This window comes from Allobosea psychrotolerans, assembly GCF_002917105.1.
GTDB classification, from domain to species: Bacteria; Pseudomonadota; Alphaproteobacteria; order Rhizobiales; family Beijerinckiaceae; genus Allobosea; species Allobosea psychrotolerans.
In genome coordinates, this window is sequence record NZ_PQFZ01000002.1 from 435,965 (window position 1) to 457,282 (window position 21,318).

At 65.0% G+C, this 21,318-nt stretch carries 18 protein-coding genes; 14 read left to right on the forward strand and 4 right to left on the reverse strand.

Annotated elements, in window-relative coordinates; genetic code table 11:
* Nucleotides 1-203: 203 nt before the first annotated feature.
* Nucleotides 204-1,553 carry an oxygen-independent coproporphyrinogen III oxidase gene (gene hemN / locus CYD53_RS05105; protein WP_103717008.1) on the reverse strand — a complete coding sequence of 450 codons (1,350 nt, stop codon included), beginning with the start codon at nucleotides 1,551-1,553 and terminating at the stop codon, nucleotides 204-206.
* A gap of 52 nt (nucleotides 1,554-1,605) precedes the next feature.
* Nucleotides 1,606-2,085: a hypothetical protein gene (locus CYD53_RS05110; protein ID WP_103717009.1), complete on the reverse strand. Its 480-nt coding sequence runs from the start codon at nucleotides 2,083-2,085 to the stop codon at nucleotides 1,606-1,608.
* A gap of 267 nt (nucleotides 2,086-2,352) precedes the next feature.
* Between CYD53_RS05110 and CYD53_RS05115 the strand changes: the two genes are divergently transcribed.
* The 9 genes from CYD53_RS05115 to ccoS all read left to right on the forward strand — a co-directional run bounded on the left by CYD53_RS05115 (nucleotide 2,353) and on the right by ccoS (nucleotide 11,000).
* On the forward strand, nucleotides 2,353-2,958 hold the full coding sequence (locus CYD53_RS05115; protein ID WP_103717010.1) for a cyclic nucleotide-binding domain-containing protein: 606 nt from the start codon (nucleotides 2,353-2,355) through the stop codon (nucleotides 2,956-2,958).
* A gap of 208 nt (nucleotides 2,959-3,166) precedes the next feature.
* Nucleotides 3,167-4,762, forward strand: a complete 1,596-nt coding sequence (gene ccoN, locus CYD53_RS05120; RefSeq protein WP_245928103.1) for a cytochrome-c oxidase, cbb3-type subunit I — start codon at nucleotides 3,167-3,169, stop codon at nucleotides 4,760-4,762.
* Between the two features lie 11 nt (nucleotides 4,763-4,773).
* Nucleotides 4,774-5,544 (forward strand): cytochrome-c oxidase, cbb3-type subunit II, encoded by a 771-nt coding sequence (ccoO, locus tag CYD53_RS05125; protein ID WP_103717011.1) that lies wholly within the window; start codon nucleotides 4,774-4,776, stop codon nucleotides 5,542-5,544.
* Nucleotides 5,545-5,555: 11 nt separating this feature from the next.
* Nucleotides 5,556-5,711, forward strand: a complete 156-nt coding sequence (locus CYD53_RS05130; protein WP_103717012.1) for a cbb3-type cytochrome c oxidase subunit 3 — start codon at nucleotides 5,556-5,558, stop codon at nucleotides 5,709-5,711.
* Between the two features lie 3 nt (nucleotides 5,712-5,714).
* On the forward strand, nucleotides 5,715-6,602 hold the full coding sequence (gene ccoP, locus CYD53_RS05135) for a cytochrome-c oxidase, cbb3-type subunit III (RefSeq protein ID WP_103717013.1): 888 nt from the start codon (nucleotides 5,715-5,717) through the stop codon (nucleotides 6,600-6,602).
* Nucleotide 6,603: 1 nt separating this feature from the next.
* Nucleotides 6,604-8,040 (forward strand): cytochrome c oxidase accessory protein CcoG, encoded by a 1,437-nt coding sequence (gene ccoG / locus CYD53_RS05140; protein WP_103717014.1) that lies wholly within the window; start codon nucleotides 6,604-6,606, stop codon nucleotides 8,038-8,040.
* A 32-nt stretch (nucleotides 8,041-8,072) separates the two neighbouring features.
* A complete protein-coding gene (locus tag CYD53_RS05145) occupies nucleotides 8,073-8,594 on the forward strand; it encodes a FixH family protein (protein ID WP_181011716.1) in 522 nt (173 codons plus the stop codon).
* Nucleotides 8,595-8,598: 4 nt separating this feature from the next.
* Nucleotides 8,599-10,806, forward strand: a complete 2,208-nt coding sequence (locus tag CYD53_RS05150) for a heavy metal translocating P-type ATPase (RefSeq protein ID WP_103717016.1) — start codon at nucleotides 8,599-8,601, stop codon at nucleotides 10,804-10,806.
* The gene (ccoS, locus tag CYD53_RS05155; protein WP_103717017.1) at nucleotides 10,803-11,000 is read left to right on the forward strand and encodes a cbb3-type cytochrome oxidase assembly protein CcoS; all 198 of its coding nucleotides are present in this window, start codon (nucleotides 10,803-10,805) and stop codon (nucleotides 10,998-11,000) included. The genes CYD53_RS05150 and ccoS overlap by 4 nt, the downstream gene beginning before the upstream one ends.
* 212 nt (nucleotides 11,001-11,212) lie before the next feature.
* Here the strand turns inward: ccoS and CYD53_RS05160 are convergent, their stop codons facing one another.
* Complete coding sequence (locus CYD53_RS05160) at nucleotides 11,213-13,984, reverse strand: bifunctional acetate--CoA ligase family protein/GNAT family N-acetyltransferase (RefSeq protein ID WP_103717018.1); 2,772 nt, start codon at nucleotides 13,982-13,984, stop codon at nucleotides 11,213-11,215.
* A 138-nt stretch (nucleotides 13,985-14,122) separates the two neighbouring features.
* Here CYD53_RS05160 and CYD53_RS05165 point away from each other — a divergent pair, with 138 nt between their 5' ends.
* The 3 genes from CYD53_RS05165 to CYD53_RS05175 all read left to right on the forward strand — a co-directional run bounded on the left by CYD53_RS05165 (nucleotide 14,123) and on the right by CYD53_RS05175 (nucleotide 16,850).
* Complete coding sequence (locus CYD53_RS05165; protein WP_103717131.1) at nucleotides 14,123-14,533, forward strand: hypothetical protein; 411 nt, start codon at nucleotides 14,123-14,125, stop codon at nucleotides 14,531-14,533.
* Nucleotides 14,534-14,608: 75 nt separating this feature from the next.
* Entirely contained in the window at nucleotides 14,609-15,457 is an 849-nt protein-coding gene (locus tag CYD53_RS05170) for a universal stress protein (protein ID WP_103717132.1), read from the forward strand.
* 91 nt (nucleotides 15,458-15,548) lie between these two features.
* Nucleotides 15,549-16,850, forward strand: coding sequence for an NRAMP family divalent metal transporter (locus CYD53_RS05175; protein WP_103717019.1), 1,302 nt, complete (start codon nucleotides 15,549-15,551; stop codon nucleotides 16,848-16,850).
* Nucleotides 16,851-16,863: 13 nt separating this feature from the next.
* Here CYD53_RS05175 and CYD53_RS29835 read toward each other — a convergent pair whose 3' ends face one another.
* On the reverse strand, nucleotides 16,864-19,050 hold the full coding sequence (locus CYD53_RS29835; RefSeq protein WP_181011717.1) for a PHA/PHB synthase family protein: 2,187 nt from the start codon (nucleotides 19,048-19,050) through the stop codon (nucleotides 16,864-16,866).
* Here CYD53_RS29835 and CYD53_RS30135 point away from each other — a divergent pair.
* Together CYD53_RS30135 and CYD53_RS05200 are read left to right on the forward strand one after the other, a co-directional pair.
* On the forward strand, nucleotides 19,024-19,242 hold the full coding sequence (locus tag CYD53_RS30135) for a hypothetical protein (protein ID WP_181011718.1): 219 nt from the start codon (nucleotides 19,024-19,026) through the stop codon (nucleotides 19,240-19,242). The two genes, CYD53_RS29835 and CYD53_RS30135, sit on opposite strands and share 27 nt — an antisense overlap.
* A gap of 33 nt (nucleotides 19,243-19,275) precedes the next feature.
* Complete coding sequence (locus tag CYD53_RS05200; protein ID WP_103717023.1) at nucleotides 19,276-21,144, forward strand: heavy metal translocating P-type ATPase; 1,869 nt, start codon at nucleotides 19,276-19,278, stop codon at nucleotides 21,142-21,144.
* Nucleotides 21,145-21,318: the final 174 nt, after the last annotated feature.

Genomic DNA, 21,318 nt, shown 5'->3' on the forward strand with positions numbered 1-21,318 from the left:
CGGCATCCGTCAAGCGTCAGTCTGTTCTCCGGCAAGATCGCAGGCTCGGCACGCTGACGAAGTGCATTCCGATTCCCGGCACGGCTTTGAGCCCGTCGATGCCGATGACGACACCGCACTGCTGCCAGACGGCTTCACCATCACCGAAATAGCGACTTCCATCGGCGAATCCGCCGTGACCCAGGCTTGCCCCCACAGCACAGCTAAACTGCTGGCGAGTGCCGGGACATCTGAGAGACGAAGCGCTGATCGAACGCCGTACTGATCACCCTGACGAGATTTCGGGATGCGGGCGCGACATGAATCCTGGCGCCGTCGCGAACCGCAAGGCCATCCCGGATCATCGGCTGCAGTCGCCCCAGATCGTCATCCAGCTCTCCGATCTCGAAGCCATGCTGGTGGCAAAGCGCTGCAAGATCGACGCTGAAGTCACATGTCAGCCGCTCGATGATGCTAGCGCGCAAATTGTCCTGGGGCGTAAGCGGGACACCGCGCGCTGTTGCAAGACGGTCGCTCGACAGGGCCGAACGGTAAGGCGCAACGGTCGCGGCATTCTGCGCATAGCCTTGAGGCAATCGAGAAATCGCAGAGCTACCGAGACCGATGAGAACCTTTGCGTCATCTGTCGTGTAGCCCTGGAAATTGCGCCTGAGCTCGCCTGCCCTCGCGCTCCGGCAGAGGGCATCGTCCGGCTTGGCGAAGTGGTCAAGCCCAAGCCGGACATAGCCCGCAGCGAGGATGCGAGCCGTGGCTGCCTCGAACTGAGCCGAGCGGTCCTCGCTACCGGGCAATGCAGCTTCCGGCAGCAGAGCCTGATGCCGCTTCAGCCACGGCACATGAGCGTAGCCGAACAGCGCAATCCGGTCGGGATCAAGCGACAGGGCCTGATGCACCGTGCTCAGCACATTCGCAACGTTTTGGTGGGGAAGACCATACATCAGGTCGAGATTGAGCCCCTCGACACCGGCGAAGCGGAACCACTCCGCGACGCGCGACGTCAGCTCGAAGGATTGCAGTCGCCGGATCGTCGTCTGGACAAGCGGATCGAAACTCTGCACGCCGAGGCTGACGCGGTTGATCCCTGTCTCCGCCAGCGTGGTCGCAAGCGCCGGAGATATCGTTCGTGGATCGACCTCGATTGCGAGTTCGGCATCGGCCTCGATGTCGAAGCTCTCGCGGATCGCCGCCATCAGCCGCCGGAAGTCGGATGGAGCCAGGATGGTCGGCGTGCCGCCACCGAAATGGAGGTGGCTGAGCCGTTTTCGCCCAGGCAAGGCTTTGCCGACCAGTTCCAGCTCGCGCAACAGCAAGGCGAGATAGGCTTGGACCGACGCCGGGCTGCGCGTCACCGTGGTCTGGCAGCCGCAATAGAGGCAGAGCTCGGCGCAGAACGGCACATGGACATAGACGGAGACCGGCTCGTCGCCGTGGAGTTCGGAGAGCCAGCTCCGGTACAGCGCGGCATCGACCTCACCGGTGAAATACGGCGCGGTTGGATAGCTGGTGTAGCGCGGCACCTGGCGCGCGGCATAGGAAGAGGCTTGGCTGGTCATCGCGGCACTCTGCGCATGCCAGCCGGAGGGGCGCCTTGATGTGCCGCAAATCTCAGGGCTTGCCCCGCATCACCTTGGAAGCCCGTACCGGGCCGCGCATCTGGACGCGGTCTAAGGCAAAGCCGCGCTGCTCCAGGGCATGCTGGTCCTGACTCCAGATATCGGAGGGCTGCATGTCGATCGAGATCGACGGCAGCCCCAGCTCCGTGGCCAGATCACGGGCGAAGCTGACGAGAGATTTGACCAAAACGGTGCCGGGCAGCCGCAGCAAAGCGAGCTCCGTCACCTGCAATGTGGCGTCCCGCCCCAGAGCCTGGACGACGCGAAAAGCAAAGAGGGCATGAATGCAGCCCCTGCGGTCACGCAAGCCGACAATGCCGTCCCCCCTGCGCCCGGCCCGTATCGCCTCGCGCAGGAACCGCTTCCAGTCATCGAAACCGACCTGGGGATGCGACATCGCAACGAGGCTATAGGCGCTACGCGCCTGGGCCGGCGTGACCCGGACCGCCTCGAAGATGTCCTGGTCAACCACCGTGCTGCTCCCGGATAATCATCCGCAGACTGGCTGCCAGGCGTCGCGCCCTGCATTGATCTGGATCAAAACCGCGCGCCCGCGGACCGCGTACGCTTCTGCCGATAGTTGAACCGTAGTAATACTCGCGCGTGTTCTCGGAGGTACGCCATCGTGGATTGTCAGCCATCTGCCTGCGGTGCGGTCACTCCTGTCGAGAACGGCTGCCTGGTGTGCAAGGTTCGCCTTGTCAGCGTGTGCGCATCACTATCGGTCGATGAACTGCAGATGCTCGAATCCCTGGCTCACGAGACCGTCTTTCCCGCCAAGGAAACGCTATTTACGCAAGGGCAGCCGGCACATTCCGTCTACAACATCACGGCCGGCGTGGTGCGGCTCTACAAGCTGCTGCCGGATGGGCGTCGTCAGATCGTCGGCTTCGCTTTGCCCGGCGATTTCCTCGGGCTTGCCATGCGGGATTCCTTTGGTTTTTCCGCCGACGCGATCGACACCGTCACCGCCTGCGCTTTCTCGCGTTCGGCCTATTCGGCGCTGGTCGAGGAGAAGCCCCATCTGTTGCGGCGCCTGCACCAGTTCGCAACGCATGAACTCACCCTTGCGCAAGAGCAGATGATGCTGCTTGGACGCCGAACCGCCGAGGAGAAGCTTATCTGCTTCCTGCTCGCCATGCAGGAGCGCTGGGCCAAGCTCAGAAAATCCTCCGTGACCGTGCCTCTGCCGATGAGCCGCCAGGACATCGCCGATTTCCTGGGTCTGACGATCGAAACCGTCAGCCGAACCTTCACCAAGCTCACTAAGGACAAGACGATCCTGATCGTGCCCGATGGCGTAAGGCTGATGAACCTCGATCACATGGTGCGCGTCTCCGCCTGATTCGCACCGGCGCCGCTCCGCTCTCCTCCCTCAGCGCTTGACGTGGATCAACGTTTACTCGCGGCAACCCGGCTAAACCTCCCACCGAACAGCGCAGAGAGCGGCGCTGACCATGGCATGGGGGCAGCGTATGTCAGCGACAGGGTATCCGATCAGGCGTGCGACGACCGGCGAGTTCGCCGGCATGCTGATTTCTGCAGCAGCGGTCATGCCCTTCCTGATGGTTGCGGCGCTGACCGACCATAGCGGTTATGCCTTTCACGCCACGCTGGCGATGCTGGCATCGTTCGCTTCCATCTTCCTGATCGGCAATCGCTGCTTCCGGCCCGGCCAGGTGCCGGCGCCACAGGAGATCAACGGCAAGCCGAACTACAATATGGGTCCGGTGAAGTTCGCTACCGTGGCCTCGATGTTCTGGGGCATCGCCGGCTTTACGGTTGGCCTGATCATCGCGCTGCAACTCGCCTTTCCGGCGCTGAACTTCGACTTGCCTTGGACAAGCTTCGGCCGCCTGCGCCCGCTGCACACCTCGGCCGTGATCTTCGCCTTCGGCGGCAATGTCCTGATCGCAACCTCGTTCTACGTCGTGCAGCGCACGTCGCGCGCTCGGCTCGCCGGCGACCTTGCGCCCTGGTTCGTGGTGCTCGGCTACAACTTCTTCATCGTCATCGCCGGCACCGGCTACCTGCTCGGCATCACCCAGGGCAAGGAATACGCCGAGCCGGAATGGTATGCCGATCTCTGGCTGACCATCGTCTGGGTTACCTATCTGCTGGTCTTCCTGATGACGCTCGCCAAGCGCAAGGAGCCGCACATCTATGTCGCCAACTGGTTCTATCTCGCCTTCATCCTGACGATCGCCGTCCTGCATCTCGGCAACAATCTCGCCTTGCCGGTCTCGGTGCTCTCGCCGAAGTCCTACATCGTCTGGTCGGGCGTGCAGGATGCGATGTTCCAGTGGTGGTACGGCCACAACGCGGTCGGTTTCTTCCTCACCGCCGGCTTCCTCGCAATCATGTATTACTTCGTGCCCAAGCGCGCGAACCGGCCGGTCTACAGCTATCGGCTCTCGATCATCCATTTCTGGGCGCTGATCTTCCTCTATATCTGGGCCGGCCCCCACCATCTGCACTACACCGCCCTGCCCGACTGGGCCCAGACGCTCGGCATGACCTTCTCGATCATGCTCTGGATGCCCTCCTGGGGCGGCATGATCAACGGGCTGATGACGCTGTCCGGCGCCTGGGACAAGCTGCGCACCGACCCCGTGCTGCGGATGATGGTGGTCTCGCTCGCCTTCTACGGCATGTCGACCTTCGAGGGGCCGCTGATGTCGATCAAGGCGGTGAACTCACTTTCGCACTATACTGACTGGACAATCGGCCACGTCCATTCCGGTGCGCTCGGCTGGGTCGCCTATATCTCCTTCGGCGCAATCTACTGCCTCGTTCCCTGGTTGTGGAACCGGCGCGAACTCTACTCGCTCAGGCTGGTCAACTGGCACTTCTGGATCTCGACGCTCGGCATCGTCTTCTACATTTCGGCGATGTGGGTCTCGGGCATCCTCCAGGGTCTGATGTGGCGCGCCTACACCTCGCTCGGCTTCCTCGAATACTCCTTCATCGAGACGGTCGAGGCGATGCACCCCTTCTACGTGATCCGGGCACTCGGCGGCGCACTCTTCCTGATCGGGGCGCTGATCATGGTCTTCAACCTCTGGATGACGGTGAGGAGCGGGACGGTTGACGTGCCGCAGGCCGATTACGACCACGGCCTCGCCCCCCAACTCGCCCCCGCCCAGTGAGGAAATCAGCCATGTCGAGCATTGACGCCAGCGCCCCCCGGTCGCGCCAGTCCCGTTGGTTGAAGCACAAGATCTTCGAGACGAACTCGATCATCCTGATCATCGGCGTGCTGCTGGTGATCTCGATCGGCGGTCTCGTCGAGATCGCACCGCTCTTCTACCTGAAGAACACCATCGAGAAGGTCGAGGGCATGCGGCCCTACACGCCGCTCGAAATCGCCGGCCGCGCGATCTATGTGCGCGAGGGCTGCTATCTCTGCCACAGCCAGATGATCCGGCCGCTGCGCGACGAGATCGAGCGCTACGGGCACTACTCGCTCGCCGCCGAGAGCATGTATGACAAGCCCTTCCAATGGGGCTCCAAGCGCACCGGGCCGGACCTCGCCCGCGTCGGCGGCAAATATTCCGACGAATGGCATGCCGGCCATCTTGCCGATCCCCGTTCGCTGGTGCCGCAATCGATCATGCCGGGCTATCCGTTCCTGGCCCGGACCGAACTGGCCTTTGCCGACATCGCTGCCGAACTGCGCGCCAATCGCGGCGGCGGCGTGCCCTATACCGACGAGATGATCGCCCAGGCGATGACGGACCTGAAGGCGCAGGCGACACCCGACCATCCCGGGCAAAGCGCGCTCGAGGCCCGCTATCCCAAGGTCCAGGCTCGGGACTTCGACGGCAATCCGGCCCGCATCAGCGAGGCCGATGCCTTGATCGCCTATCTCCAGGTGCTCGGCACGCTCGTCGATTTCAAGCTTTACGACGACAAAGCCAACATCCGCTGAGCGAGGTCATCATGGACACGACCTATCAATGGCTCGCGAGCTTCGCCCAGTCGGCCGGGCTGCTCTATTTCGTCGGCATCTTCGTCAGCGTCTGCGCTTACGCCTTCTGGCCGAAGAACCGGGCCCGCTTCGAACAGGCGGCACACACTCCGCTGCAAGAGGACTGAGCGATGGATCAGGCTCACAAGGACGACCACGAGGTCGATCACGTCACCGGCACAGCTACGACCGGGCATGAATGGGATGGCATCCGCGAGCTCAACACGCCGTTGCCGCGGTGGTGGCTCAACATCTTCTACGCCACCATCATCTGGTCCTTCGGTTACTGGGTCGTCTATCCGGCCTGGCCGCTGATCAGCACGACGACCAAGGGCGTCATCGGCTATGCGACACGCCTGGATGTCGAGACCGACCTGTCCGCGCTGCGGGTGTTTCGCGCCACCCAGACGCAAGGACTCGCCGACGCGTCCCTGGAGCAGATCAAGGCCGATCCGTCGCTGTTTCGCATCGCCATGGCCCAGGGCAAGGCGGCCTTCGGTGACAATTGCGCGGCCTGCCACGGCGTCGGCGGAGCCGGTTCGAAGGGCTACCCCAACCTGAACGACGATGACTGGCTCTGGGGCGGCTCGCTCGCCGCGATCCAGACGACGCTGCAGCACGGCGTCCGCGTCGCGACCGATAACGAGACGCGCGTCAGCCCGATGCCTGCCTTCGGCCGCGACGGCATCCTCAAGCGCGACGAGATCAACGCGGTCGCCAACCATGTCCGCGTACTGGCGGGCCTGCCGACGGAAGCGAAGGCCGACCTCGCCAAGGGCCGGGCGATCTTCGAGCAGAACTGTGCCGCCTGTCATGGCCCCGCCGGCAAGGGCAATCAGGAACTCGGAGCGCCGAACCTGACCGATGCGATCACGCTCTATGGCATGGACTTGGCGTCGCTGACCGAGACCATCACCAACAGCCGCGGCGGCGTGATGCCGGCCTGGGGTGCCCGCCTCGACGCCACGACGATCAAGGCGCTGACGGTCTATGTCCACTCGCTTGGCGGAGGCCAGTGAGATGGACGCCGCCGAGGCCGACGGGCTGCCGCTCTTCGCAGCCTCGAAGAAGGTCTATCCGCAAAGCGTGTCGGGCCCGTTCCGACGCGCCAAATGGGCGATCTTGATCCTCTGCCTGGGCATCTACTATCTGCTGCCCTTCCTGCGCTGGGATCGCGGGCCGAACCTGCCGAACCAGGCAGTACTGGCCGACATCGCCAACAACCGCTTCTATTTCTTCTTCATCGAAATCTGGCCGCAGGAGGTGTACTACTTTACCGGCCTGCTGATCCTGGCAGCCTTCGTCCTGTTCCTGATGAATGCCATCGCGGGCCGGCTATGGTGCGGCTATCTCTGCCCGCAGACGGTCTGGACCGATCTCTTCCTCGCCGTCGAACGCGCCTTCGAGGGGGACCGGCGCGAGCGCATGAAGCGCGACGAAGCGCCCTGGACCACCGGGACGCTGCTGCGCAAGACGGGCAAGCATACCGTCTGGCTCATAATCGCCTGGTGGACCGGCGGTGCCTGGGTGCTCTATTTCGCCGACGCACCGACGCTCGTACACCAGCTCGCGACTTTTACAGCCCCGCTCTCGGCCTATGTCTGGATTGCGATCCTGACCTTCACGACCTATGCGCTCGCCGGCGTCATGCGCGAGCAGGTCTGCAAGTTCATGTGTCCCTGGCCGCGCATCCAGGCGGCCCTGACCGACGATGACGCGCTCAACGTCACCTATCGATACGACCGCGGCGAACCACGCGTCTCGGTGAAACAGGCACAGCGGCTGCGCGATCAGGGCGCGCCGGCTGGCGACTGCATCGACTGCCACCAATGCGTCGCCGTCTGCCCCACCGGAATCGACATCCGCGACGGTGCCCAGCTCGACTGCATCCAGTGCGGCCTGTGCATCGATGCCTGCGACAATGTGATGGCGAAGATCGGCCGGCCTGATCGCCTCATTGGCTATGACACCGAGGACAACGTCCAGCGCAGATTGGCCGGCGAGAAGACCGTCTATCGCCCGATACGAGCGCGGACGCTGATCTATGCCGCGCTGATCATGCTGGTCGGCGGCGCGATGCTCTATCAGCTTGCGACCCGGCGCACGGCCGAGATTTCCGTACTGCACGACCGGGCTCCCCTCTTCGTCAAGCTCAGCGATGGCGCGATCCGCAACGCCTACGCCCTGCGCCTGCTCAACAAGCGTCCGGAAGCGCGGCCCTTCGCCCTGACGGTCGCCGGTATTCCCGGCATCCGAATCGAGGCCGTCGGTGCGCCGGCGACGGCGGATCTGCGTCCCATCGTGACGGTCGAGGCCGACACGTCGCGCGAGGTCCGCGTGCTCGTCACGGTACCGCCCGATACTCATCTCGACGCGTCGCAAAGCATCACCTTCACAGCCTCGGACCTGTTCGCCGGCGAGATCGTGCGCGCTCAGGATCACTTCATCGCACCTTAGGGGACGCCATGTCCTGTTGCGGAGCTTTCGCCATGCCGATCGACCTTCCAGCCCAACCGGCGCGACAACGCCCCCCCTTCGAGCTCAGCGGCCGCATGGTTCTGTTCGCGATGGTCGCCTTCTTCGCCGTCGTAGCAGGCGTCAACGCGATCATGATGACAGCAGCGATCCGGACCATGCCTGGCGTGGACGTCAAGAGCGCCTACGAGACCAGCCAGCGCTTCAATGGCGAGATCGCCCGCATGCACGCCCAGGCCGAACGGGGCTGGCAGGCGCAGGCACGGGTCGAGCGCAAAGGCGACGGCGCAACCGTGACCCTGAATCTGCGCGACCATTCTGGCGTCGCCGTCGTCGGCCTCGGCGTCGAGGCGAAGCTGCAGCATCCGGCATCCCGCCAGGAGGACCGCGAGGCAAATCTCGTCGAGATCGCGCCAGGCCTCTACACCGCGCAGATCCCTACCTTGCACCGCGGTGCCTGGACGCTCGCCGTCGAAGCCAAGCGTGACACCGAGACGCTCTTCATCTCGCGCAGCCGCATCCAGCTGGTGGAGTGAGACCATGGCCGTGCAACAGGATCTCTCTGTCTTCGTCCATCATCACGACGGCATCGACGGCATGGAGCTGGCTGTCGACGGCATTCGCTGCGCCGGCTGCATGCACGCCATCGAGAAGGGCCTGAAGCGGGACTCAAGCATCCTCAGTGCACGCGTCAATCTCGCTCTGAAGCGCGTCACGGTGGAATGGCGTGAAGGGGTCCTGCGGCCCGAAGCGGTGATCGAGCGGCTCGCGCGCCTCGGCTTCAAGGCCTATCCCTTCCTGCCCTCCGAGCAGCAGGACAGCGTGACGCGCGAGGAAGCACGGCTGCTGCGCTATCTCGGCGTCGCCGGCTTCGCCGCCATGAACATCATGCTGCTCTCGGTCTCGGTCTGGTCCGGCAATGCCAGCGACATCAATCCGGTGACGCGCGATCTCTTCCACTGGCTCTCCGCCCTGATCGCCCTGCCGACCGCGGCCTATGCCGGCCGCCCCTTCTTCGAAAGTGCGTTGCGGGCGCTGAAGGCGGGCGCGGTCAACATGGACGTGCCGATCACGCTCGGCGTCGTGCTCGCGCTCGGCATGTCGGTGGTCGAGACCTGGAATCACGCCGAGCACGCTTATTTCGACGGCGCGGTGATGCTACTCTTCTTCCTGCTGATCGGGCGCTATCTAGACCAGCTGATGCGCCGCCGCACTCGCGACCTCGCCGGCAATCTCGCTGCCCTCAAGGCCGAGACGGCAACCCGCTTCGAGCGCGACGGTACGACGATCGTGGTTCCGATCGCAGCGGTCTCGCCCGGCGATCTCGTCCTGGTCCAGCCAGGAGAACGCGTCGCCATCGATGGTCTCGTCGAGACCGGCCGGTCCGAGATCGACCAGAGCCTGGTCACTGGCGAGACGATGCCGATGCTGGTTGCGCCGGGTGGACGCGTCCATGCCGGCACGACGAACCTCTCCGGCGCCTTGACCGTGCGCGTCGAGGCAGCGGGCAGCGGTACGCTGCTCGACGAGATCGACCGGCTGATGGCTCAGGCCGTCGAGAGCCGCTCGCGCTATGTTCATCTATCCGACCGCGCGGCCCGGCTCTATGCGCCGCTGGTGCATGCCACCGCTCTCGCCACGCTCCTCGGCTGGATCGCCTTCGGCCTGCCCTGGCAGCAGGCGTTGATCATCGCCATCACCGTCCTGATCATCACCTGCCCCTGCGCGCTCGGGCTGGCGATTCCCGCTGTCCAGGTCGTCGCCGCCTCCGCGCTGTTCCGCCGCAAGATCATGCTGAAGGAGGGCGACGCGCTGGAGAGGCTGGCCGAAGCCGACATGGTCGTTTTCGACAAGACCGGCACGCTGACTTTGCCCGAACCCGAACTGCTCAACGCAGACAGCCTCGATGTGGACATCGTGCGGCAGGCGGCGGCGCTGGCGGCGGCGAGCCGCCACCCGTTGGCGCAAGCGATCAGCCGCGCCGCAGGCGATCCCGCGCCCGTTCACGCTGCCCATGAACATCAGGGCCTTGGTCTTGTCGCCCTGGTCGATGGCAGCGAGATGCGCCTTGGCAGCGTCTCCTTCTGCGAGGCGCAGGCGGAAGCGGAGCTTGTCGCCGCGGCCTTCCCCACCACCTCGCTGATCGCATGGCGCCATGGCGATGCCTGCGCTGTCTTCGCGATCGGTCAGCGCCTGCGTCCGGACGCTCACGCCTGCATTGCAGCGCTGCGCCAGCTCGGGCTTGGCGTGATGATCCTGTCGGGCGACCGGGAGGCTGCCGTCGCGTCCGTCGCGCAGGAGCTTGGCATCGCGACATACCGCGCCGCCATGCGCCCGGACGAGAAGCTCCTTGCGCTCGCCGATCTCGCGGCCGGCGGCTGCAAGATCTTGATGGTCGGGGATGGGCTCAACGACGCCCCCGCGCTGGCCAAGGCGCATGTCTCGATCTCGCCTGTCAGCGCGGCGCATCTGGCGCAGGCCGCCGCCGACATCGTGTTCCTTGGCGACAGCCTGGCTCCCGTCGCCGCCAGCATCCTCATCGCCCGCAAAGCGCGCCGGCTGATGATACAAAACCTCTGGTTCGCCGTGCTGTATAATGCAGTAGCGGTTCCAATCGCGATCGCAGGCCTCGCGACGCCGCTGGTCGCGGCTGCGGCGATGTCAGGCTCCTCGCTGATCGTCACGTTTAACGCCCTGCGTGCCGGCCGCGGGGCCGTGTCCACGGCAGCGGAGAGGACGATCTCATGAACATCCTCGTCATCCTCTTTCCGCTCGCGCTGGGTCTCGGCCTGGCAGGCCTGGCAGGCTTTTTCTGGTGCATGCGCACGGGTCAGTACAACGACCTGGAGGGATCGGGCTGGCGCGTCTTGCAGGATGACGATCTGATCGATGATCCGTCGCCGCGCACAAATGCGATGCGAGAGCCAGAGCGAGCGCGCTGAGAAAGCGCGAGCCGCCAGCCTGGCATCGTCACGACCGGCAGCCCTTGATCGGCTCCCTGCCCCGCACGCCCGGCGCGACCTGATCCTCGGGCTGGAGCGTTTTCGAGCGAAGTCGATACCTGTTGGCGTGAGGAAAACGCGTCAAAACAATGATCGAGAGCAATTGAACGATCCGACCGGATCGGAAATTGCTCTCGAAACGGCCCGTCACCTCAGCTTTCGCTTGCCACGGGGAGGGGTACCGTCGCCTGCGAAATCCCTGTCTCGGCCAGGCAATGAGTGGAAACAGCCGTCGAAGGCGTTCCGGCATCGATAGAAAGCGTCACTCGCTTGGTGTCGGAATCGGGTCCACCGGGCTCCACCGCGAAACCCAGATCTCCTGCCATGCGCAGCATCGCGGTATTTTCGCTCAAGACATCGCCATAGACGGTCTTGTACCCCGCCTGGCGGGCATAGCCGACGATCTCGGACAGGAGGCGGAATCCCAGCCCCCTGCCCTTCATGTCCGAGCGAACAAGGATTGCAAACTCGGCGGAGCGACGTTCCGGGTCGCCTGCGATGCGCACGACGCCATAGATCGGCCCCTTCCCGAAACCCGAACCCGGCTCGATGGCGACGAAGGCCATCTCCCGATCGTAGTCGATCTGCGAGAGACGAGCGGCCAGGTCGTGCTCGAAACGCTTCACGGAACCGAGGAAGCGCATGCGCAGATCCAGGGCCGTGCACTGTTCGACCATTGCCGTGATTGCGACCTCGTCTTCCGGCCGGATCGGGCGCAGCTCGAGCGGCGTGCCGTCGGTAAGGGCGATCGTTCTCTCCAGCACCCGCGGATAAGGTGTGATCGCATAGCCGCCGGCCGATACCGGCTCTGCAGCGATCACGATCCGCGCATCCAGGGCAATCACCCCGCTCGCATCCGCCAGCAGGGGATTGATGTCGAGCTCCAGTACATCGGGCAGATGCACCGTGATTTCCGAGAGGCGCAACAGCACGTCCTCGACCGCGCCCGGGCGGACCGGCGGCACGTTCCGGAAACCGCAGAGCAACCGGGCAACGCGTGTATGCGCAACCATGTCACCGGCGAGCACGGAATTCAGCGGCGGCAGTCCGATGCTGCGGTCGGACATGACCTCCGCCGCCGTGCCGCCCTGCCCGAACAGGATGACCGGGCCGAAGGTGGCGTCGCGCGCGATGCCGACGATCAGTTCCTGCGCATGCGGACGCGAGATCATGGCCTGTACGGTGAAGCGTAACGCCCGTGCCTCGGGGCGGGCCTCGCGTACGCGCCCGAGCATCGCCTCAGCCTCCCGCTGCACCTCCGCGCCGGACGTCAGTCCGAGCGCAACGCCCCCGACATCGGATTTATGAGTGATGTCTGGAGACAGGATCTTCAGAGCCACGGGACCGCCGATCTCCTGCGCAATGCGCCCGGCCTCAGCCGGCGTCCCCGCGATATGGGTCGCGACCGTCGGAATGCCCAGCAGAGCCAGCAGACGTTTCGCTTCCTGCTCGTTGAGCAGATGCCTGCCGTCTCGCCGAGCCGCTGCAATCAGTTCGCCAGCGGCGGCGACGGCCGCCGGCACCAGCATGACTCCGGCCGAAGGCGTCTCCAGGAGCAGGGCCTGGTTGCGCCGGAATTCGACGAGATGGCCGAAGGCGCGTACGGCCTGTTCGGGACTTTCGAAGCTCGGCACCCGCCCCTCGCGCAGGGCTTGGCGCGGCTCCGCGGAGGCCTCGCTGCCAAGCCAGTTGGCCAGAAGCGGGACGTTGCGCCCGGCCGCCGCGGCAGTCGCAACAGCACGCGCCGCTTGCGCGCCATCGGCCAGAGCGGTCGGGCAGTTGATCGCGAGAATGGCGTCGCTCGCCGGCTCCCGCATCAAGATCGCCAAGGCCGCGCCGTATCGCTCGGCTGTCGCATCGCCAAGGATGTCGACCGGATTGCCGTGCGACCAGCTGTGCGGCAGCACCAGATCGAGAGCCGAGCGGCTCTCGGCGCTGAGTTCCGCGACCTGCAAGCCACGCTCCGCCAGCGCATCAACCGCCAGCACGCCGGCACCGCCGCCATTGGTCAAGATCGTCAGGCGATCGCCGGAGACCCGGATGCCGCTCGCCAGGATAGCCACGGCAGCGAACAGCTCGTCGAGCTCGTGGACCCGCAGGAGACCAGCCCGACGAAAGGCTGCGTCATAGACCGCGTCCGAGCCCGCCAGTGCACCGGTATGCGACAGGGCGGCTTTTGCTCCGGCGCTGCTGCGCCCCGCTTTGACGACAAGGACCGGCTTAATCCGCGCCGCGGCACGCGCCGCCGACATGAACTTGCGCGCATGGGTGATGTTTTCGACGTAGAGCAGGATCGCTCGCGTCGTGGCGTCCGAGCCGAGATAGTCGAGTGCATCGCCAAAATCGACGTCGCTCATGTCGCCGAGCGACATGACATGGGAGAATCCGATCTGCCGCTGCTGCGCCCAGCCCAGCATCGCGGTGATGATGGCACCGGACTGGCTGACGAGGGCAATGCCGCCCGGCCGCGGCGTGACCTGGGCGAAGCTTGCATTGATCGCCCGCGGGGTCGAGATCAGGCCGAGGCAATTGGGACCGACGATGCGCATCAGGTGCGGGCGCGCCGCGTCTAGCAGCCGCTGGCGCAGATCGCCCTCGGCACCCTTGCTTTCAAAGCCGGCGCTGACGACCACGGCCGCCCGGCAACCGCGCTGGCCGAGCTCCGCGACGATGCCGGGAACGCTCGCCGCCGGTGTGGCGATCACCGCCAGATCGGGCACGACGGGAAGCTCCGCAATGGAATGATAGGCATGGGTCGAGGCGATCGCGCGCGCATGGGGATTGACGCACAGGATCGGCCCCTCGAAGCCGGCGCCAAGCAGATTGGCGGCGATGACCTGGCCGACGGAGCTTGGGGTATTGCTGGCCCCGATCAGCGCGATCGACCGTGGACTGAAAAGCGCATCGAAATTGCGGATGCTCATGGTGGTGATGCCCCTCCGGGCCCCATGCCCGCAGCGAGATTGCCGATCTCTGCTCCAGCAACCTTGCTCTGGATCAAATCATCGGCCGCCATTCGGTGGAATGATCAATCAAGTAAACGCTTCACCGGGACTATGGCCATGCTTCAACGAATTACACTCCATCTGGCGCGGACCCCTTCTCATCCGGAGGGCGACAGCCGGGACGGCTACGAGATTGCCGCTCCGCTGACCGAGGACGGTCGGCTCGACGCCGAGCAATGGCACCTCGAGCGTGAGCGCTGCCGCGTCCGGCGCTTCAGGCCCGGCGAACCCGATCGCCATGGCTGGCTGCTCCACCGCGCCGGCGGCGACGGCGGCGCGACCTGGCTGATCGACTACGACGATCGTAGGCGCGACGACGACGAAGGCACCTTCAAGCTCGACCGGCATCGCATCGCCGTCGGCGAATACATCTCGGTACGTGGCGATGACGGCGACTTCGTCCCCTTCAGGGTGGTGTCGATCCGCAAGATCGGCTCCGTCTCGCTGGCGCTGTCGGGCCAACCCTAATCCTGACGGCAGATCCCCGGAAACCGTATTGTTCGCGCGCGCTGCGCAAACACAGCCCCTGACAGGAGAGATATGATGGCAGCGCTGAACCGGACGGCCGGCCTTTCCACCTTTGCGAGTCTGATGGTGCCGGTGCATCTCGGTGGCAATGCCGAGGGACCGATCAGGCTCGCTGCCTCACTCGCCGAGCGTTTCACGAGCCGGCTGATCGGAGTGGCAGCCGCGAAAATTGCGGTGCCCTACTACGGCGACAGCATATCCTCCGCTGACACCCTGCTGCGTCGAAACGCCGAGCAGACTGCCGGCGAGGAGATCGCCAGGGCCGAGACCGTGTTCCGGCGCACGGCAGGCAACAGCTCCGCCACCGAATGGCGCTCCAGCCTCTCCGAGCCGCGGGACTTCATTCTGTCCCAGTCGCGCGCAGCAGATTTGCTGGTAATCGGCCGGCAAGGGGCCGATGACGCCGACCAGGGCCATATGGCAGTCTCGGCGAATGACCTTGTCATGGATCTCGGGCGACCGATCTTGTTGGTCCCGCCACAGCTCGAGCACCTCGCCGCCAAGCGCATCGTGATCGCCTGGAAGGACACCCGCGAAGCGCGGCGCGCCGTATGGGACGCACTGCCCTTCCTGATGAGAGCAGAGTTGGTCTGGGTTGCCTCGGTTGGACCGGGGGCGAACGAGCAAGGCCTCGCGGATGTCTGCACCTACTTGGCAGAGCACCGTATTGCGGCACGCAGTCTGGTGCGCAGCGACAGTAGCGAGTCCGATGCACGCGAAATCATCGATATCGCACAGGAGCAAGGTGCCGACCTGATCGTCGCTGGCGCCTATGGGCACAGCCGCATGCGCGAATGGCTGTTCGGCGGAATGACCAGGGAGCTGCTGGACACGACACCGCTGTGCTGCCTGATATCCCACTAAGCCAGGCAAGCGGATAGAACGGAGCACCCCCGAACCCAAGAACACATCACAGCGCTCGGTGCGCTCTGAACTATCCGGGAATTTCTTGACCATGGACAAGCGCGCAGCGGCATTGACGACGGGCGCCTCAAGCGACGCGCTATCGGCACCGCCGCCACCGAGCTTCTTCCAAACCCTTGGCCCTGGGCTCGTGACGGGCGCAGCCGATGACGATCCCAGCGGGATCGCGACTTACAGCCAGGTCGGTGCGCAATTCGGCTATGGACTGGCCTGGACGATGCTGTTCAGCTTTCCGCTGATGGCCGCGATCCAGGCGATCAGCGCACGGATCGGCTCCGTCACGGGGCGCGGCATCGCCAGCAATCTGCGGCGGCACTACTCCCCCTGGCTCCTGCGCGCGGTCCTGCTGCTTCTCATCGTCGCCAATGTCTTCAACCTCGGCGCGGATCTGGGTGCGATGGGCGCCGCGCTTGAACTCTTGCTCGGCGGATCGCAGCGTCTGTACACCGTAGCCCTCGGTATCATCTCCGTGCTGATCCAGACCTATATGAGCTATGAGCGCTATGCCGCCACGCTGAAATGGGCGACCCTGTCATTGTTCTCCTATGTCGCGGTCGTGTTCGCCGCTCAGGTGCCCCTGGGAGCGGCGCTTCACGGCGCTTTGGTTCCACAACTGACCTTGGACAGCGCGCATGCGATGGCGCTGGTCGCGGTCCTGGGAACCACGATCAGCCCCTATCTTTTCTTCTGGCAGGCGGGTCAGGAGGTCGAGGAGCTGCACCGGCGTCATCTCAAGCCGCTGTTTGTGGCGCCAAAGGCGGCGAACGGCGAACTCGCACGCATCCGCATCGACACGATCGTCGGCATGGGCTTCTCCAACCTGATCGCTCTCTTCATCATCCTGGCGACAGCCGCGACGCTCAACGCCCATGGCGTCACCGACATCCAGACGTCGAGCCAGGCGGCTGAAGCGCTGCGCCCCATTGCCGGCCCCTACACCTTCGCGCTCTTCACGATCGGCATTGTCGCCACGGGCATGCTCGCCATCCCTGTCCTGGCGGGCTCCGTCGCCTATGCGGTGAGCGAGACCTTCGGATGGCCTGAGGGGCTTGATCACCGCCCCCATGAGGCCAAGGCTTTCTATGCGGCAATCGCGATGGCCACCCTCGCGGGGCTGGCGCTCAACTTCGTCGGCATCGACGAGATCAAGGCGCTGTATTGGAGCGCCGTGCTCAACGGCGTCCTCGCAGCCCCGCTCATGGTGGTGATCATGCTGGTCGCCACGAACCGGCGCGTGATGGGGCAGTTGACCCTGCCAAGGCCACTGGCGGCTGTGGGGTGGCTCGCGACCGCGGTGATGGCCGCCGCGACAACAGGCTTCTTTCTGCTATAGCGACCGACGCCACTCAGCCAAACACGAACGGCCCTGGAGCCGCGCCGAGCGTATGCCACCCGGATCGACCGTCGCGTGCCGGTGGCATCGTCGGGGCGCCCGAATGCCGCTCCAGCCAATCGAACCAGTGAGGCCACCAGGAGCCCTCATGATAGGCTGCGCTCTGCAGCCAGAGATCGGGGTCGAGATGGCGTTCACGTGGCTTTGCGGTAGCGATGCGGACGTGACGGTCGGCCCGGCCGGGCGGCGAGACGATGCCCTGGTTGTGGCCGCCATTGGTGAGGGCGAAGGTCACCTCGGATTCCGTCAGGTTGTGGAGCTTGAAGACGGAGCGCCAGGGCGCGACGTGATCCCATTCCGTGCCGACTGCGAAGATCGGGCGGCGGATATCGTGCAGCGACACCCGCTGTCCGTCGATCACGAAACGCCCCTCGGCGAGGTCGTTATTCAGGTAGAGCTTGCGGAGATACTCGCTGTGCATTGCGGCGGGCATGCGGGTCGCATCGGTTGACCATGCCGCGATATCGCCGAGCGGTTCCCGTTGGCCGAGCAGGTAATTGCGGATCATACGCGACCAGATGAGGTCGTTCGACCGCAGGAGATGAAACGTCCCCGCCATGCGGGAGGCCTCCAGCACGCCCCGCTCGGCCATCATGTCGTCGAGGATCGCGAGTTCGCTCTCGTCGACGAACAGACCGAGCTCACCCGCTTCACGGAAATCCGTCTGCGCCGCCAGGAAGGTCAGGGTCTGAATCCGCTCGTCGAGATCGCGCGCCATGGCGGCCGCCGTCAGCGCCAGCAACGTTCCGCCGATGCAGTAGCCTACTGCATGGGCCTTCCGCGCGCCCGACGCCTCGAGTGCGGCCGCAAGCGCTGGCAAGACTCCCAGCGTGCGATAGTCATCCATGCCGAGATCGCGATCGCTCTCGTCCGGGTTCTTCCATGAGATCATGAACACCGTGAAACCCTGGTCGACGAGATGTCGCACCAACGAGTTGTCCGGCCGCAGGTCGAGAATATAATATTTCATGATCCAGGCGGGCACGATGAGCACCGGCTCCGGGTGGACGACCGCGGTGGTCGGCTCGTATTGGATCACTTCGGCGAGCCGGTTGCGATGGATGACCCGCCCCTTCGTCGTTGCAACCGTCTCACCCGGCGTGAAGGCATCGGCGCCGGCAGGCCGCTTCTTCTCCAGAATCCGCTGCCAGTCGTCGAGCGCAAAGGCCGCGCCGGTCAGGAGGTTTTGCCCGCCACTCTTCAAGGTCGCATCCAGAACCTCGGGGTTGGTCAGCGGACTGTTCGACGGCGCCACGCAGTCGAGCGCCTGGCGGCCGACGAAACGCAGCATGGCGAGATGGTGCGGGGTCGCACCATGGATCTTGCATGTAGCCGCGTCGAGCGTCCGCTCCATCGCAAGCAGCGTCTCCGCATAGAGAGCGAAGGGCCATTGCCGCCAGCTCGGATGGCGAAAGCGCTTGTCCTGAGGCAATGCGCGCTCGCACGGGATGCATTCACCGCCATGGACCAGCATGCTCAGATTGAGTTCGGCCAAACGGCTCGCCTCCGTCGCGCAAGACATCGCGATTTCGGCAAAACGCGCAGGCGAGACGGCCAGATGCGCGGCCCAGTCGAACCACGCCTCGGCCAACCCCATTGGCGAAAAACCTGCCGACATCGTGCCGATCGCAGCGTGCAGCAGACGGTCAATCGGCTCCTCCGCGTTAAAATCGTCAGCAGCGTCGGGCTTCGCCGGCGCGACGGGATCCGAGCGGTTGATCGTAGCTTGCAGTGGGGCATGCGGCGCGGTGACCTTCGCTTGGACCGTCATGTGAACACTCCCGCAGCCCGTTCTCGATCGAAGCAGCTTTACCGACATCGACCGATACCGCCTTTGATGCGGATCAAGGCGGCATCCGCAGGATCGCCGATGCTGACTTCTTTGGAGGCCGCGCAGGATGCGCGGCCAGGCAGGAGGCAAGCCATGACGAACCCACGCACCCCTCAGAGCCCCAACGGAGCGAGCAGGAGCGGCATGCAGCCATTTGGATCCTTTGAGAGCCTGTCCAAGTCGATGCAGGGGCAGTTCGCGGCGATTTCTGCTATCCCGCACGCCATGCTCGAAGCCCAGCTGACGATGGGGTCGGAACTTTTCGGCTTCATGGGGCGGCGGATGAAGGCCCAGGCCGAACTCTGTCACGAACTCAGCCAATGTCGCGAACTCGCGGACGCTGTCCAGGCGCAGCGCAAATTCAGCGAACGCGTCACCAGCGACTATTCCGAGGAGTTCGGCCAGATCGCGACGATGCTGCGTAACGAGCTCACAAGTGTCGCGGACGCGGCGAGCGAGGCTGTCACCGAGGCCAGCAAGGCGGCCAAGCTCGCAGCCTGAGTTCAGGATTCCGAACGTGAAACGGGCGGCACTATGGCTTTCGCACAAGTGGTCAAGCGAGGCATCGTCGCCTGCCCGTTGGCCGGCCTGCTGATCGGCTTCGGGCTGCATCAGTTCGGTGGCGATGAAGTCGCCCGGTCGGTCTGGGCATGGGCCACCTTGCCCGTGCTGGCCGTGCTCTGCATCGAGATTGCCACGGCGCTTCGCCGTGGCGAGTTCGGCCTGGACATTGTCGCGGCCTTGTCGATGTCGGCAGCGCTCGTCTTCGGCGAGCCTCTCGCCGCCGTTGTCGTCGCTTTGATGTATGCCGGGGGCCAGCATCTCGAGGACTTCGCCGAGCGTCGCGCCCGCAGGGACATGACCGCCCTGCTCGGTCGCGCGCCACGCTCGGTGATGCGGTACGAGAACGGCCATCTGCGCAAGGTCGCGACCGAACTCGTCCTTCCCGGTGACGCCCTGCTGATCCGCAGCGGCGATATCATTCCCGTGGACGGCCGCATCGCGCGCGGCGCAGCGGTCCTGGATATGTCCGCACTGACCGGAGAAGCACTTCCCCAACGCATGGAAGAAGGGGCCATGATCGCCAGCGGCGCGCTCAATCGCGGCGACGCCTTCGATCTGACTGCGCTCAGGCTCGCTCGCGACAGCGTCTACGCCGGCATTGTACGCCTCGTCGACGCTGCCCAGAAGAGCAAGGCGCCGATGGCGCGTCTGGCCGACCGATACGCCCTCGGCTTCCTGGTCCTCACGCTTGTCATGGCCGGCGGCGCCTGGTGGTTGTCCGGCGACGCCAGCCGCGCAGTCGCCGTGCTCGTCGTCGCAACGCCCTGCCCCCTGCTATTGGCTGTTCCGATCGCCCTCGTCGCCGGCATGTCGCGGGCCGCGAAGGCCGGAATCCTGATCAAGAGCGGCGCTGCGCTGGAGAAACTGGCGCTCCTGCGTGCGATCGTCTTCGACAAAACCGGCACACTGACATCGGGATCAGCACAGGTCGTCGAAATCATGCCCACGACCGGCCATTCGGTAGATGAACTCCTTCGCGCTGCCGCATCGCTCGGCCAGATATCAAACCACGTCGTTTCACATCAACTCGTCTCGGAAGCCCGGCGGCGCGGGATCGAGCTGGTTATCCCGACAGGCGTTTCCGAAGCGGCCGGCGAAGGCGTGACGGGCTTCGTCGCCGGCAAGCGGACGATCATCGGCAAGCCCAGCTTCGTGCGGAATCAACTCAAGCTGGGACAGCCGGACAGCGGGGCGCCATCGGGAGCGCTCCAGATCGCAATCGCAATCGAGCAACGCTACGCTGGCCATATCATCATGTCCGATGGGCTTCGCCAGGGCACGCCCGATCTGCTGCGGGCGCTGCGCAACAGCGGCATCGCCCGCATCGTGCTCGCAACGGGGGACCGCCGCGACGTCGCGGAAGCACTCGCCGCAGACCTCGACCTCGATGCCATTGAAGCCGATCTCACGCCGGCGCAGAAGATCGCTACCGTCAGCGCAGCGCAGCGTCATGGTCCGGTCATGATGGTCGGTGACGGGATCAACGACGCGCCCGCGCTCGCGGCGGCTGATGTCGGCGTCGCCATGGGCTTGAGCGGCTCGGCGGCCTCGATCGAGACTGCGGATGTGGTTCTGCTCATCGATCGGCTTGATCGGCTTGTTACCGCTCTGCAAATCGCCAAGCGGTCACGCGCCATCGCGATACAGAGCGTTGTGGTCGGCATCGGCCTGTCAACGCTCGGCATGATCGCCGCGGCCTTCGGAGGGCTGTCTCCGGTCGAGGGCGCCCTGCTGCAAGAGGCCATTGATGTCGCAGTCATTCTCAATGCGCTACGCGCGCTCGGCGACCAGCATGGCCTCGGCCGCCGGCTTCGCCCTCAAACCGACGCCGTGGGCTAGCCCATTGTCTCCACGCGAACCGGTGTCCACTTCGCTCGAAAAGGCTCCAGCCCACCGTCTGCGCTGGCTCTTGCCAGTTTCGCATGAGCCCCTGAACCACCAGGACAGCCGCCAGGGGGCTCACTGGGGGGCAGTGACCTCAGCGGCGAGCGCCCTACGCAGCGGCTCAGGCCA